The organism is Streptomyces sp. YJ-C3, from assembly GCF_053891275.1.
In genome coordinates, this window is sequence record NZ_CM132685.1 from 3,366,064 (window position 1) to 3,380,095 (window position 14,032).

Sequence of the window (14,032 nt, forward strand, 5' to 3'; positions counted from 1 at the left end):
CGTCGACGCGAGAGCACTCCATGAACTCCACGAGCTCGGACCTGCTCGCACCACTCGACCTTGCCTTCTGGAACATAGAGACCGCCGAACACCCGATGCACCTGGGCGCCCTGGGCGTCTTCGAGGCCGACGGGCCCGGTGCCGCCGGGCACGCGTACGAACTGCTGGCCGCGCGCGCCGCCGGGGTGCCGGGCCTGCGGATGCGCATAGCCGGGGTGCTGGTGCCCGTCGGCGGCGCCGCCCGCGTGCCCGTCACCGAGTTCGACCCGCTCGACCACGTGCGCCTCACGGAGCCGGTCGACGACTTCCACGCCGCCGCCGGGGCACTCATGCAGCGGACCCTGGACCGGGCGCGGCCGCCGTGGGAGGCCCATGTGCTGCCCGCGGCGGACGGCACGTCGTTCGCCGTGCTGTTCAAGTTCCACCACGCCCTCGCCGACGGACTGCGCGCGCTGACGCTGGCCGCCGCCGTCATGGACCCCATGGACCTGCCGATCGCGCGGGCGCCCAAGGAAGAGCCGGCGCGGCGTCGCGGGCTGCCGCTCCCGTTCCCGGGGATGCGCGAGATCACCCTCGGCGACCTCGACCCGCGGCGCTACCCGGACCATGTGCGCTCCGTGGTGAGCAGCGCCACCCAGGCCGTCGCCATCGGCGCGTCCGTGGCCCGGGCCACCTGGGGCGTACGCACCTCGCCCGCCCTGACCTCCCGGGCCAGCGGCACCCGCCGCACCGCGGGCGTCGTCCTCGACCTCGACGACGTGCACCGCATCCGCAAGACCGTGGGCGGCACCGTCAACGACGTCCTCATCGCGGTCGTCGCCGGGGCCGTCCGGCGCTGGCTCGACGAGCGCGGCGACGGCAGCGAGGGCGTCGAGCCGCGCGCGCTGATCCCCGTCTCGCGGCGCCGCCCGCGCACCGCCCACCCGCAGGGCAACCGGCTCTCCGGCTACCTCGTCCGGCTGCCGGTCGCGGAGCCCGACCCCCTGGAGCGGCTGCGCGTCGTACGGGCCGCCATGGACCGGCGCAAGGACCGCGGCCCGAACCGCGGCGCGGGCGCCGTCGCGCTGCTCGCCGACCACGTGCCGCCGCTGGGCCACCGCCTCGGCGGCTCCCTCGTCGGGCAGAACGCGCGGCTCCTGTTCGACCTGCTGGTCACCAGCGTGCCGCTGCCCAGCCTCGGCCTGCGGCTCGGCGGCTGCCCGCTCACCGAGGTCTTCCCGCTGGCTCCGCTCGCCCAGGGACAGTCCCTCGCCGTGGCCGTCTCCACGTACCGCGGGCGCGTCCACTACGGCCTGGTGGCCGACGCCCGGGCCGTTCCCGATCTTGACGTGCTGGCCCGCGCCGTCACCGAGGAGGTGCGCGCGCTGATCGCCGCCTGCGCCCCCTGAACCGGAACGAGTTTGGAGACAAGGGGCACCGCTCCGTAAAATTCCGCCTTCGAAAGCTCGCGCGGTTCGCGCGCGACGCGGCAGACCCTAGGAACGGCAGCGGCGATGACGGTGACAGACGACAACCAGGCCCCTCAGGCCTCCGCGGACACGGAGGTCGTGCACGGGCCCGGCATCGACCCGGAGCGCCTCGCCGTCTGCCTCGCCGTCCTGAAGGAGCTCGACCAGCTGGACGTCGACCACCCCGACGCGATCACGGTCCGACGCGCCACCGCCGGCATCTACCGGACCGTGAAGCAGCGCCGCCGCCAGGACCGCCGCGCCGCCAAGACCGCCCACGACAAGGCGGTCACCGAGGCGACCGCGACCGGGTCCGCGCAGCGCATCGACGACGAGACCGAGGGCCTGCTGCCCTCGTCGCAGACCGACGAGGGCCGGATCGCCGGGATACTCCAGCGCCCGCGCTCCTGCTACACCTGCAAGGCCCGCTACGTCGAGGTCGACTACTTCTACCACCAGCTCTGTCCGGAGTGCGCCCTCGTGAACCGGGCCAAGCGCGAGGCCCGCGCCGACCTCACCGACAAGCGCGCCCTGCTCACCGGCGGCCGCGCCAAGATCGGCATGTACATCGCATTGCGGCTGCTGCGCGACGGCGCGCACACGACGATCACGACGCGCTTCCCCAAGGACGCCATCCGCCGCTTCAAGGCGATGGACGACTCGGCGGACTGGATGCACCGCCTGGAGGTCGTCGGCATCGACCTGCGCGACCCGGCGCAGGCCGTCGCCCTCGCCGAGCAGGTCGCCGCGGCCGGCCCGCTCGACATCCTGATCAACAACGCCACCCAGACGGTGCGCCGGCTGCCCTCCGCCTACGCCGCCCTGGTCGACGGCGAGGGCGCGCCGCTGCCCGCCGGGGAACTGCCCGCCCACTCCGTCATCGGCGCCTTCAACTCGGGAGCGGTGGACGGTATCGCCGCGCTGCCCATCGGCACCAGCGGCCTCGACGCGCAGAAGGTCGCCGACCTCGCGCTCGTCGCGGGCAACGCGAGCGTCGCCCGGCACCTCGACGGCACCGCCATCGACGCGGGCGGCCTCGTCCCCGACGTCGTCGACTCCAACACCTGGGTCCAGACCATCGACCAGATCTCCCCGGTGGAGCTGCTCGAGACCCAGCTGTGCAACTACACGTCGCCGTTCATCCTGATCAGCGCCCTGCGCCCGGCCATGGCGGACGCCGCGAAGAAGGCGGCGAGCGGCCGCGCGTACGTCGTGAACGTCTCCGCGATGGAGGGCGTCTTCGGCCGCGGCTACAAGGGAGCGGGCCACCCGAACACGAACGCCGCCAAGGCCGCGATGAACATGGTGACGCGGACCAGCGCCCAGGAGATGTTCCAGGCCGACGGCATCCTCATGACCTCCGTCGACACCGGCTGGATCACCGACGAGCGCCCGCACTACGACAAGCTGCGCCTGGCCGAGGAGGGCTTCCACGCCCCGCTCGACCTGATCGACGGCGCCGCCCGCGTGTACGACCCGGTCGTGCGCGGCGAGGCCGGCGAGGACGTGTACGGCGTCTTCCTGAAGGACTACGCGCCCGGGAAGTGGTGACGCAGCCGCCGCTGCACGGCGCCCGCGTCCCCCATCGGTGAGGCGGCACGCACCCGCGTGCCGCCGTCCACCAGCAGGTCCGCACCGGTGACCCAGGACGCCTCGTCCGACACCAGCCAGCGCACCGCCCGGGCGATGTCGTCGGGCTCGCCGATGCGGCCGCTGGGCAGCCCGGACGCCACCGCCTCCTCCGCCCGCTCCCACACGAACCGGGCCATCTCGGTGCGGACGAGGCCGGGGGAGACCGAGTTCACCCGCACCAACGGGCCCAGCTCGCCCGCGAGTTGAGCCGTCAGATGGAGCAGGGCCGCCTTGCTCGTGCCGTACGCCCCCACGTGCGGGCCCACATGGGCCGCGCCTTCCGTGCAGACGTTGACGACGGCGCCGCCGTGCTCACCCATCCACGCCCGCCAGGCGCACTGCACCAGGCGCAGCGGCGCCTCCACGTTCACCGTGAAGGCCGTGCGCCACGCGTCCGGGTCGGCGTCCATGAGGGGGCCGTAGGGCTGGTTCGTCGCGGCGTTGTTCACGACGACGTCGACCCGGCCGTAGGCCGCCATCGTCCGCTCGGTCACCTCCCACAGATGCGCCGGGTCGGCGACCGAACCCGCCACGCCCACCGCGTCCGCGCCCTGCGCCCGCAACGCCGCCACCGTCTCGTACACGCCCGCGTCGTCGCGCGCCGTCACGCACACCTTCGCCCCGGCGCGCGCCAGTTCCCCGGCGATCGCCCGGCCGATGCCGCGCGAGGCACCGGTCACGACGGCCGCCCGCCCGTCGAGGACGCGTGCTGCGGCGGGGTCCGGAGTCATGCGCGTACGGTCTCACGCCCCGCCGGTGCATGACGATGCGTCAACCGTGCGCTGTTCGTGGACGGTTCGTGCCTCCGGCGTGCAGACGAGGGCCGAGGCCGCTGAGGTCAGCGACTGTGCGCGGCGGTGGGGCGGCTGCCCGCCGCGACCAGTTCGAGCACCGGACGCCAGTCCTCCAGCACCCCGGCGTCCAGGCCGACCACCTTGCCCGCGTCGTCCGCCTGCCGCAGCGTGACCGCGTCCTCGGCCAGCGGGTCCGCCTCGAACGCGGCGACCTCGTCCGGCGTCATCGGGCCGCCCTGCGCGCCGAGGGTCAGCGCACTCTGCGCCGACAGGCCCCGGCCGGGTTCGACGGCCGTGAGATAGCGCTTGGCCGGCACGTGCAACCGCACCAGACGCGCCACCCGCGCACCGAGCAGGCCGCGCACCGCGTCCGCGGCCCGGTCCGCGTGCCCCGCGTCGTCGCCCGGGCACAGCAGATGCCCGAGATCGTGCACCAGCCCCGCGACCTGCAACTCCTTGTCGCTGGGACGCCCTCGCCGCAGCAGCGCCGCGGTCTGCAGCGCGTGATCGTGCAGATCGACGGGGTCGCCGCTGCGGTCGGGCGTGTCCCACGCGCCCCGGCAGGCGTGCAGCGCCGCCATCAACTCCTCGACGGTGCGCAGCTCGACACGTTCCATGGACGACTCCTCCCGAAGCTCCTGCGCTGCCTGTCCGGAAGGAGACCATGGGGACGGGACCGGCATCTGACGGACCGGTCAACGGGACGTTAACGCTCATTCCCCCGTGTGGTGCAGAATTGCCGCATGCTCCGCCCCGCCCGTCCCCTCCGCGCACGCTCCGCCCTGCCCGGAGCGCGGCTGATGCGGGGCGCCCTGCTGGTGGCGCTGCTGATCTCCGCTCTGGGGGTGCCGCTCTGCGCCGCCACCGCGACCGCACCGGATTCGCGGGAGGACCTGCGTGCGAGCGCTCAGCTCGCACCCGGCACGCCCGGCTGCGACCCCGAGCAGCGGCACGCCCCTGACAGCGGGCAAGGGGTGCCCTCGCGCGGCACGTCCGCGCACGAACTCCTCGCGCCTCTTGCGCACGAGCACGGGCTCGCCACCACCACGACGTTCACCGGCGTCGTCCCGCCGACCCCGGCCGGCCGCGGCCCGCCGCCGCACGACCCGCCCTCGCCCGTCGAACTGTCCGTCCTGCGCGTGTAGATGACGCCCCGGGCCCCGCGCCCGCGCGCCGTCATCCGCTTTTCCTTCCCACGCAAGGACGACTTCGTCATGCCCGACAAGCCCCGCAGCACCGCCCCTTCCAAGCGCCGCCCCCTCGCCATCGCCGCCGCCGTCGCGGTGGCCGCCGCGCTCCTCGGCACCGTCTCGTACACGGCGACCCGGCCGGAGCCCCGCACCGACACCGCCCGGCAGGAGAGCGCCGCCGGCCAGCAGCCGGACGACACCACCGCGAAGCTCCTGAAGCTCGCGCGGCGCGACGCGCGGGACCCGCTCGCGCAGGGCCGGGCCGACGCGCCCGTGGTGCTCATCGAGTACGCCGACTTCAAGTGCGGCTACTGCGGCAAGTTCGCCCGCGACACCGAACCCGGCCTGGTCGAGAAGTACGTCGAGGACGGCACCCTGCGCATCGAGTGGCGCAACTTCCCGATCTTCGGCGCCGAGTCGGAGGCCGCGGCGCGCGCCGCCTGGGCCGCCGGACAGCAGGGGCGCTTCTGGCAGTTCCACGCGGCGGCCTACGCCGACGGCGCCAAGGAGAAGGGCTTCGGCGCCGCACGTCTCGACGCCCTCGCCCGCGCGGCCGGCGTCGAGGACCTCGACCGGTTCCGCCGCGACCGCGACGCGAAGGCCGCGCACACGGCGGTCACGAAGGACCGCGACGAGGCGTACTCGCTGGGCGCCACCTCCACGCCCTCCTTCCTCGTCAACGGGCAGCCCATCGCGGGCGCCCAGCCCGCGGCGGCCTTCGCGCAGGCGATCGACACGGCGAAGGCGGCGGCGCGATGAGCGACATCGGCTACCTCGCGGCGTTCCTCGGCGGACTGCTCGCGCTGCTCAGCCCGTGCAGCGCGCTGCTCCTGCCCGCCTTCTTCGCCTACTCCGTCGACAGCCCCACCCGGCTCGTCGCCCGCACCGGCATCTTCTACCTCGGCCTCGCCACGACCCTGGTCCCGCTGGGCGCCGCGGGCTCGTACGCCGGGCGCTTCTTCTACGGTCACCGGGACCTGCTGGTCGCCGCCGGCGGCTGGCTGATCATCGCGCTCGGCGTGCTGCAGATCGCGGGCCGCGGCTTCGCCTCGCGCCGGATGACCGAACTGTCCGGCCGGATCCGCCCGACCAGCGCGTTGTCCGTCTACGCGCTGGGCGCCGTCTACGGCCTCGCCGGGTTCTGCGCGGGGCCGATCCTCGGCAGCGTCCTCACCGTCGCCGCGCTCGGCGGCCACCCGGTCTACGGCGGGGCCCTGCTCGCCGTCTACGCCCTCGGCATGGCCGTACCGCTGTTCCTGCTGGCGCTGCTGTGGGAACGGTTCGACCTGGGACGCCGGCGCTGGCTGCGCGGCCGGCCGCTGCGCATCGGCCGGTTCGAGGCACACTCCACCTCGCTCGTCTCCGGTCTGTTCTTCCTCGCCCTCGGGGCGATGTTCCTGGTCTTCGACGGGACGACGGCGCTGCCGGGGCTGCTCGACGTCGACGACTCGTTCGCCGCGGAGCAGTGGGCACGCGGCGTCGGTGACCACGTGCCGGACGCGGCACTGCTCGTCGTGGCGGTCGGGATCGTCGGCGTGGTCCTCGTCGCGCGGGCCTGGCGCGGGCGGGTACGCACCGTGACGGAGCACGGCGATAGCAGCGAGGAGCTGAACACCGCACCCGCCACGGCCGTATCTTCCGGTACCACCAAGTAGCTCGCCGCACCGGCGAGTCGGCGTCGGTCTCCGGGAGGACTGCTTGCGTCGCGTCAACGGCACCACCCTCATCCTCGCTGCCCTGGTCGCCACGCTGGGCGCCCTGGCGTTCCCGATCTGGTCGTACGCCGACCGGTCGGGAACCGGCCAGGCCAACCTGAAGGCGGGCACCGTGTCCACCCAGTGGGGTCCGCTGTCCGCGACGGACCGGGACTTCGTCGTCAAGGTCAGACTCGCCGGACTGTGGGAGATACCGGCGGGCCAGCAGGCCATGGAGCGCGCCCCGACCCAGGCGATCAGGAACGCGGGGGACCACCTCGTCGTCGGCCACACCGACCTGGACCAGCGGGTGCGCTCCGTGGCGGCGAAACTCGGGGTGGAACTCCCGAACCAGCCGACCGCCCAGCAACAGGGCTGGCTGAACGAGATGTCGGCGGCGAGCGGTGCGGACTATGAGCGGAAGTTCGCCAATCTGCTGCGGAACGCGCACGGCAAGGTGTTCGCGCTCGTCGCCCAGGTACGGCACACCACCCGTAATTCACTTGTGCGAGAGCTGGCCACTGACGCCAACCAGACGGTGCTCGACCACATCACCATGCTGGAGAACACCGGGGACGTGGACTTCGACGCCATCGCGAACGAGGCGGCGGGCAGCGCGAGCGCCAGTCCGACGGGCCCGCCCGCGCCGAACGGCCAGGTCCCGCCCGCTCCCGCGCCCGCCGGGCCCTCGGGATCGCCGGACGCCACATCGCGTCCCTCCGCCGGGCCGGCCGACGAACCGGGGCGCAGCATCGACACGGACCGGCCCGCCCCGACGTCGTGACGGAGCCCGGAAGGGGGCGACCGGAAGGAACCTGGCGAAGCCGGACGGAACCTGCTGAAGTACGCCCCGTGGACGGTAAACCGGTCGCGTCCCGGCGGGCCCGCGTGGCTGAATGAACACCCGGCGACCCCCACCGGGCGTACGGGTTTCAGCCCCATCGAGCGGACCCCCGCTCATTTGGTTACTCTGTAGCCGGACGGTTACCGCAAGTGGGTCCCACCCGTACCCATGGTGCCGTCCGGGAAGAGGCCGGTCACCACGGCCGATTCCACCAGCGACAACCGGCGCCACCGCGCCCGAACTGGCCCTCTGCTCAAGCCCGATCGGGCGTTCGGTGCCCTGCGCGACGCTGGGCCGGTCACGCCGGAGCGGGTTACCCGACACACAAGGAGTGCGCGGTGACACCAGAGAAGACGAATCGCGAACAGCGCCCGAAGGAACGTACGGAGCGGGCCGGCCGCAGGCCGGAGAAGCTCGGCAGTCTCGACGTCTGGGCCCGGTCGGCCCCGATCCGCCTCGCCGGGTACGAGGACGATCTCGCCGAACCGCACATCCTGCCCAGCGTCGACTGAGCCCCGCGCTCCGTCCCGTTCGTCCGCCCGCATCCCTCCACGGTGAGGGGTGTGGGCGCACGCGTGTCCGGATGCTCCGTCCCGGCCGGGACGATCCCGGGCGTCGTGCGGCAGGGCCGACAGGAGATCGGATCTGTGTCGGCGGATGTCCAAGCATCCGCCGGGTTTATCCATGGACTGTTCCGCTCCGTTCATGAATCATCCGATGTCATGTTGACCGAGCTCCGTACGAAGCCGCCCATGGGGCGGCGCAGATCGCGTCTCTTCGGCGGCGCCCTCGCCCTGCTGCTGACCGCCGTCCCGGTCTCCGCCGCCCACGCGGACCCGGCGCCCACCGCGCCCCGCACGGTCCCGGCGCTCACCGACTGGACCGCGGGGGAGGGAAGTTACACCTTCGGGGACCGGACCCGGCTGGTGGCCGCCGATGCCGCGTCCCGCCGCGTCGCCCGAACCCTCTCCGACGATCTGCGCGCCGCCGGCAAGGGGACCGTACCCGTCACCGCGGGCCCGGCCCGGACCGGCGACATCGTCGTCGACGTGGACGCCCACGACAAGCGACTGGGCGCCGAAGGCTACGAGTTGACCGCGGGCAAGCGCGTGGAGATCACCGGAGCCGCGGAGACCGGCGCCTTCTACGGCACCCGCACCCTCCTGCAACTCCTGCGCCAGAGCGACGAGATACCGGCCGGCCGCACCGTCGACGTGCCGCAGTACAAGGAGCGGGGCGTCGGCGTCTGCGCCTGCTACGTGCACATCTCCACCGACTGGCTGGAGAACCTCGTCCGCGACATGGCGTACCACAAGCTCAACCAGCTCCTCCTCGAACTCAAGGTGAAGAGCGACGCCCACCCCGAGGCCAACACCTGGGGCTACTACTCCAAGGACGAGATCCGCCGCCTCGTCGCACTCGGCGAGAAGTACCACGTCACCATCGTCCCGGAGATCAACTCCCCGGGCCACATGGACCCCTGGATCCAGGACCGGCCCGACCTCCAGCTCGTCGACGCCGACGGCAACGCCCAGCCGTCGCGCCTCGACATCACCGAGCCCGAGGCCCTCGCCTACTACAAGAGCCTCATCGACGAGTACGGCGAGGTGTTCCCCGCCAAGTGGTGGCACATGGGCGCCGACGAGTACATGCTCGGCTCCGACTTCGCCAAGTACCCGCACGTCCTGGAGTACGCGCGGGCCAAGTACGGCGCGAACGCGACACCGCAGGACGCGTTCATCGACTTCGTGAACCGCGTCGAGGCGTACGCCGCGAGCAAGGGCAAGCGGCTGCGTATCTGGAACGACGGACTGACCGGCGCCAACACCGTGCCCGTGAAGCCCGGCACCACCGTCGAGCACTGGCTGGACGTGAACGTGAAGCCGAGCCGGCTCATCGCGCAGGGCTACCCGGTGATGAACGCCGCCTACTCGCTCTACGTCATCCGCGGCGGCTTCCACACCGACACGAAGAAGCTGTACGACGAGCAGTGGGACCCGCGCAGCTTCGAGGGCGAGAAGCTCGCCTCACGCGACGGCGTCACCGGAGCCAAGATCATCCTGTGGCCGGACAACGGGCGCGGCGAGACCGAGAACGAGGTCGCCACGGCCACGTCCCAGCCGCTCGACCACATCGCCCAGGTGACCTGGGGATCGCCCCACCCGGACGCCACCTACGCCGAGTTCACGGCCCGCGCCGACGCCGTCGGCCACGCCCCCGGACGGCGGGACCTGACCCGGGTGCCGCTCGCCGACGGCACGTACACCCTCGCCGACCGCGGCCACCGCACGCCCCGCGCCCCGGTGCGGCTGACCCGCACCGCCGACGGCTACGCCACGCTCACGAACGCGGACGGCGCCTGCCTGGAGACGCGCAGCGGCAAGCTCACCCTCAACGTGCCGCTGGAGCCCGGCTCCGCCGTCACCTGGGAGACGTGCGACGCGAAGAACACCCTCCAGCGCTGGCAGCTCACGTCGGGCCAGGGCGGCTTCCGGATCACGAACGCCATCACCCGGATGACGCTGGACGCGACCTCCGGCGGCCGCCTCGTGCAGTACCCGCCGGACCAGCGGACCCCCACGACCTGGACCCTGACCCGCGCCTGAGCCGAAGGGACCCACCCCCAGATGCCCCTGATCCGACGTCACTTCCTGGCCGCGGCGACGGCCACGGCGGCCGTCGCCGCCACCGGCCTGCCCGCCGCCGCGGCACCGGCCGCCCCCGCCGATCCGTCCTTCCGGATCCCCGTCAGCCCCGGCGACAGCGCCCGGCAACTCCTCGCGAAGGCCGCGCGCGTCCGCCCCACCCGGCGCCAACTCGCCTGGCAGGCACTGGAGAAGACCGCCTTCCTGCACTTCGGCGTCAACACCTTCACCGGCCTCGAATGGGGCATCGGCGACGAGGACCCGAACATCTTCCAGCCCACCGGGCTCGACACCGACCAGTGGGCGCGCGCCCTGCGCGACGGCGGCTTCAAGCTCGCCATCCTCACCGCCAAGCACCACGACGGCTTCGTGCTCTACCAGTCCCGCTACACCGAGCACAGTGTGGTGAGCAGCAGCTGGCGCGACGGCCGGGGCGACGTACTCCGCTCCTTCGCCGACTCGATGCGCAAGTACGGCATCAAGGTCGGCGTCTACATCTCGCCCGCCGACGAGAACCAGTACCTCGACGGCGTCTACGCCAACGGCAGCGCCCGCACCACCCGCACGATCCCCACCCTCGTCGACGGCGACGACCGCGCGGGCCGGGACCTGCCCGCGTACGAGCTCGACGCCACCGACTACGGCGCCCACATGCTCAACCAGCTCTACGAGGTCCTCACCGAGTACGGGCCCGTCGACGAGGTGTGGTTCGACGGCGCCCAGGGCCGCATCCCGCCCGACAAGGTCGAGACGTACGACTGGGACAGCTGGTACTCCCTGGTGCGCGCGCTCGCTCCGGACGCGTCGATCGCCGTGTCCGGACCGGACGTCCGCTGGGTCGGCAACGAGGACGGCATGGCGCGTGAGAACGAGTGGAGCGTCATCGCCGTCAAGGACAGCGGCAACGGCAAGTACGACCGTGTCCTGCCGTACGACTCCGCCGACGAGGGCAGCCGCGAGGCCCTGCTGAAGGCGCAGCCGGACGCGGCCGCGCTCCAGTGGTGGCCCGCCGAGTGCGACGTGTCGATCCGCCCGGGCTGGTTCTACCACGCCGATCAACAGCCCAAGTCCGTGGAGCAGTTGACGGACATCTGGTACCGCTCCGTGGGCCGGGGCGCTGTCCTCCTGCTCAACATCCCGCCGGACACGGACGGCCTGCTGCCCGCCGCCGACGTCGCCCGCCTCAAGGAGTTCCGGGAGCGCACCGACCGCGAGCTGCCGCGGGACCTCGCCCGAGACGCCCGCGTCCGCGACGACGGCGCGGGCACCCGCACGGTCGATCTGGGCCGGCCCCTGGCGGTCGACCGGATCAGGATCGCCGAGGACATCCGGCACGGGCAGCAGGTCGAGCACTTCGTGGTGGAGGCCTGGGTCGACGGGGCGTGGACGACCGCCGCCGAACTGGGCACCATCGGCGCGACCCGCATCCTGCCCCTGGCCGCTCCCGTCACGGCGCGACGCTGGCGCCTGCGGGTCACCCGGGCCCGATCGGCCGTCCGCATCAGGGAGTTCGGGCTGTACAAGTCCCAGGTATGAGGCGAGAGGGGCGGGGCTCCGGCAGGGGTCCCGCCCCACCCCCTCCCTAGACGCGCACGTACGCCGCCGCCCATGACGTGTGGTCGTACGAACTGTTGCCGTTCGCGTCCTCCACGACCAGACGCAGCAGCCGCACCCCGGAGACGTCCACGTCGACGGGGCGCGGGCCGCCCGCGGCCGTCAGCGGCCCGCTGTCGAAGAGCTCCGTCCCGTCGTCCCCGACGACACGCGCCCGCGTGCCGCCCTTGCCGCTCTGCCTCGCCGAGAAGTCGTCGATGCCGACGACCGCCGTGAACCGCCGTGCCGTGCCGCCCAGGTAGTACACGATCTCCGACGGGGCGTGCACGCCGAGGCCCTTGGCGTACGTCGTGCCGCCGAAGGCGATCGGTGTGCCGTCGCCCGCGGCCTGCTTGCCGTTGCTCGTGTCGCGCTCGACGGGACCCCAGCCGTTGCTCGCCGATACCCAGTCGAGGTCGCTGAGAAATGCGTCGGCGCGGGGCGGCGGGGGCGGTGTCGCCGTGGTGACGGTCCGGGTGAACCGCAGCTTCTTCCTGTCGTACGTCGCCGAGGCGGTGGCCCGCAGGGGGAGACGGGCGCCGGTCGCGACATCGGCGGGCGCCGTCACCTCCCACGTCGCCGTGAACGAGGCGCCGGGCGCCAGCCGGTCCGTGGCGCGCGGCCCGGTCGCCCGCGCCTGCCAGCCGTCCGGGACCGCGAGGCGCACCCGTGCGTCGGTCCAGACCCGCGTCGAGGCGTTGCCGAAGCCGACCGTCACCGTGAACCGCTCACCGGGCAGGGCGAGTTCGGGTCCCCGCACCGTCAGGCCGTACGCCTCCCGGTCGTAGGACGCGACCCACGACGAGCGCAGCAGCGCGGTCAGTTCGGCGACGGCCGCAGGGCGCGCGGCGGCCAGGTCGGTCGTCTCGCCCGGATCCGCCGCCAGGTCGTACAGCTCGGTCTGCCACTGCTCGTCCGGCACGGACCGGTCCCGGGCCGGGGCGAACCGGACCGCCTTGAGATCGCCCTTGCGGACCGCCTCGGCGAGTTTCAGGATGCGGCCTCCGTCGACGGCGTTGGCGCGCCTGGTCGAGCCGGGGTCATTGCGCGACCAGTACAGATGCGGGTGCGTGTCCGCCGTGCCGCCGTGCAGCAGCGCCGCCGCGGACAGACCGTCGATGTCGCGCGGCGCGGGCGCGGCGGCGAGCTCGGCGAAGGTGGGCAGCAGATCGATCAGCGGTGTCGGCCGGTCGGTCGTGCCCGGCGCCACCGTCCCCGGCTGCCAGGCGATGAGCGGGACCCGCACCCCGCCCTCGTACAGATTCCGCTTGTAGCCGCGCAGCGGGCCGTTCGCGTCGAACAGGTCCGGGTCGAAGCCGCCCTCCTCGTGCGGGCCGTTGTCGCTGGTGACGAGGACGAGCGTGTGCCGGTCGACGCCGAGGGCCCGCAGCCGGTCGACGACCCGGCCGACCAGGGTGTCGAGGCGGCTGACCTGGGCCGCGTGCCCCTTGTCCGCGGCCGGCCAGGTCCGGTCCGCGTAACTGCCCGTGTCGGGGATGTCGGACGGGGCGTGCGGGATGTTCGGCGTCAGATAGAGCAGGAACGGCTCGTCGGCGTGCGCGTCGAGGAAGTCGAGGGCGTGCCGCTCGATCAGGTCGATCGCGTACGCGCCCTTCTTGCCGTCCGCGTTCTCCGGAAGGTCGGTCCTCTCGCCGTTGTGCCACAGATGGGCCGGGAAGTACTCGTGGGCGTGGCCGTGCCCGATGTAGCCGAAGAACTCCTCGAAACCACGGGAGTTGGGGTGGCTCGGCTGGTCCGCCTCGTCCGGCCCGAAGCCCCACTTGCCGACGCACGCCGTGCGGTAGCCGCGGGCCCGCAGCACCTCCGCGAACGTGGTGTCGCCGTCGCCGATCGCCCCCTGCGGGCCGCTGAACGGGTTCTCCCGCACCGCCGCGTGCCCGCCGTGCAGGCCGGTCAGGAGCGAGCAGCGGGACGGCGCGCAGACGGCCGCGGCCGCGTACGCCTGCGTGAAGCGCAGCCCCCGCGCGGCCAGCTCGTCGAGCCTCGGGGTGGCGATCTGTCTCTGCCCGTACGCCCCCAGCTCTCCCTGGCCGAGATCGTCGGCGAGGATCACCACGATGTTCGGGACCCGGCCTAACGTGCGAGGATCGGCCGAGACGGGAGCGCCGGGGAGCGCGGCCAGCGAGAGAGCCGCGGCGGAACCGGCAAGGAAACGGCGGCGATCGGGCATG

General features: G+C 73.1%; 12 protein-coding genes. 9 read left to right on the forward strand and 3 right to left on the reverse strand.

What is annotated here, in order from left to right:
- Positions 1-20 precede the first annotated feature (20 nt).
- Together ACVHNB_RS14680 and ACVHNB_RS14685 are read left to right on the forward strand one after the other, a co-directional pair.
- Positions 21-1,388 carry a wax ester/triacylglycerol synthase family O-acyltransferase gene (locus ACVHNB_RS14680; protein WP_456228286.1) on the forward strand — a complete coding sequence of 456 codons (1,368 nt, stop codon included), beginning with the start codon at positions 21-23 and terminating at the stop codon, positions 1,386-1,388.
- Between the two features lie 105 nt (positions 1,389-1,493).
- Complete coding sequence (locus tag ACVHNB_RS14685; RefSeq protein WP_428950732.1) at positions 1,494-2,999, forward strand: SDR family NAD(P)-dependent oxidoreductase; 1,506 nt, start codon at positions 1,494-1,496, stop codon at positions 2,997-2,999.
- Here the strand turns inward: ACVHNB_RS14685 and ACVHNB_RS14690 are convergent.
- Together ACVHNB_RS14690 and ACVHNB_RS14695 are read right to left on the reverse strand one after the other, a co-directional pair.
- Positions 2,978-3,811 (reverse strand): SDR family oxidoreductase, encoded by an 834-nt coding sequence (locus ACVHNB_RS14690; RefSeq protein WP_456228287.1) that lies wholly within the window; start codon positions 3,809-3,811, stop codon positions 2,978-2,980. The genes ACVHNB_RS14685 and ACVHNB_RS14690 overlap by 22 nt on opposite strands.
- Before the next feature lie 107 nt (positions 3,812-3,918).
- Entirely contained in the window at positions 3,919-4,491 is a 573-nt protein-coding gene (locus tag ACVHNB_RS14695) for an HD domain-containing protein (RefSeq protein ID WP_428950730.1), read from the reverse strand.
- A gap of 126 nt (positions 4,492-4,617) precedes the next feature.
- Here ACVHNB_RS14695 and ACVHNB_RS14700 point away from each other — a divergent pair, with 126 nt between their 5' ends.
- The 7 genes from ACVHNB_RS14700 to ACVHNB_RS14730 all read left to right on the forward strand — a co-directional run bounded on the left by ACVHNB_RS14700 (position 4,618) and on the right by ACVHNB_RS14730 (position 11,783).
- Positions 4,618-5,019, forward strand: coding sequence for a hypothetical protein (locus ACVHNB_RS14700; RefSeq protein WP_456228288.1), 402 nt, complete (start codon positions 4,618-4,620; stop codon positions 5,017-5,019).
- Between the two features lie 69 nt (positions 5,020-5,088).
- Positions 5,089-5,823 (forward strand): DsbA family protein, encoded by a 735-nt coding sequence (locus ACVHNB_RS14705; protein ID WP_456228289.1) that lies wholly within the window; start codon positions 5,089-5,091, stop codon positions 5,821-5,823.
- Positions 5,820-6,719 (forward strand): cytochrome c biogenesis CcdA family protein, encoded by a 900-nt coding sequence (locus ACVHNB_RS14710; protein WP_456228290.1) that lies wholly within the window; start codon positions 5,820-5,822, stop codon positions 6,717-6,719. The genes ACVHNB_RS14705 and ACVHNB_RS14710 overlap by 4 nt, the downstream gene beginning before the upstream one ends.
- A gap of 43 nt (positions 6,720-6,762) precedes the next feature.
- Positions 6,763-7,542: a DUF4142 domain-containing protein gene (locus ACVHNB_RS14715; protein WP_456228291.1), complete on the forward strand. Its 780-nt coding sequence runs from the start codon at positions 6,763-6,765 to the stop codon at positions 7,540-7,542.
- A gap of 398 nt (positions 7,543-7,940) precedes the next feature.
- A complete protein-coding gene (locus tag ACVHNB_RS14720; RefSeq protein ID WP_255978286.1) occupies positions 7,941-8,114 on the forward strand; it encodes a hypothetical protein in 174 nt (57 codons plus the stop codon).
- Between the two features lie 210 nt (positions 8,115-8,324).
- The gene (locus ACVHNB_RS14725) at positions 8,325-10,208 is read left to right on the forward strand and encodes a family 20 glycosylhydrolase (protein WP_456228292.1); all 1,884 of its coding nucleotides are present in this window, start codon (positions 8,325-8,327) and stop codon (positions 10,206-10,208) included.
- 21 nt (positions 10,209-10,229) lie between these two features.
- Positions 10,230-11,783 carry an alpha-L-fucosidase gene (locus ACVHNB_RS14730; RefSeq protein ID WP_428950724.1) on the forward strand — a complete coding sequence of 518 codons (1,554 nt, stop codon included), beginning with the start codon at positions 10,230-10,232 and terminating at the stop codon, positions 11,781-11,783.
- 46 nt (positions 11,784-11,829) lie between these two features.
- Here ACVHNB_RS14730 and ACVHNB_RS14735 read toward each other — a convergent pair whose 3' ends face one another.
- Positions 11,830-14,031, reverse strand: coding sequence for a sulfatase-like hydrolase/transferase (locus ACVHNB_RS14735; RefSeq protein WP_428950723.1), 2,202 nt, complete (start codon positions 14,029-14,031; stop codon positions 11,830-11,832).
- Between the last annotated feature and the right edge of the window lies 1 nt (position 14,032).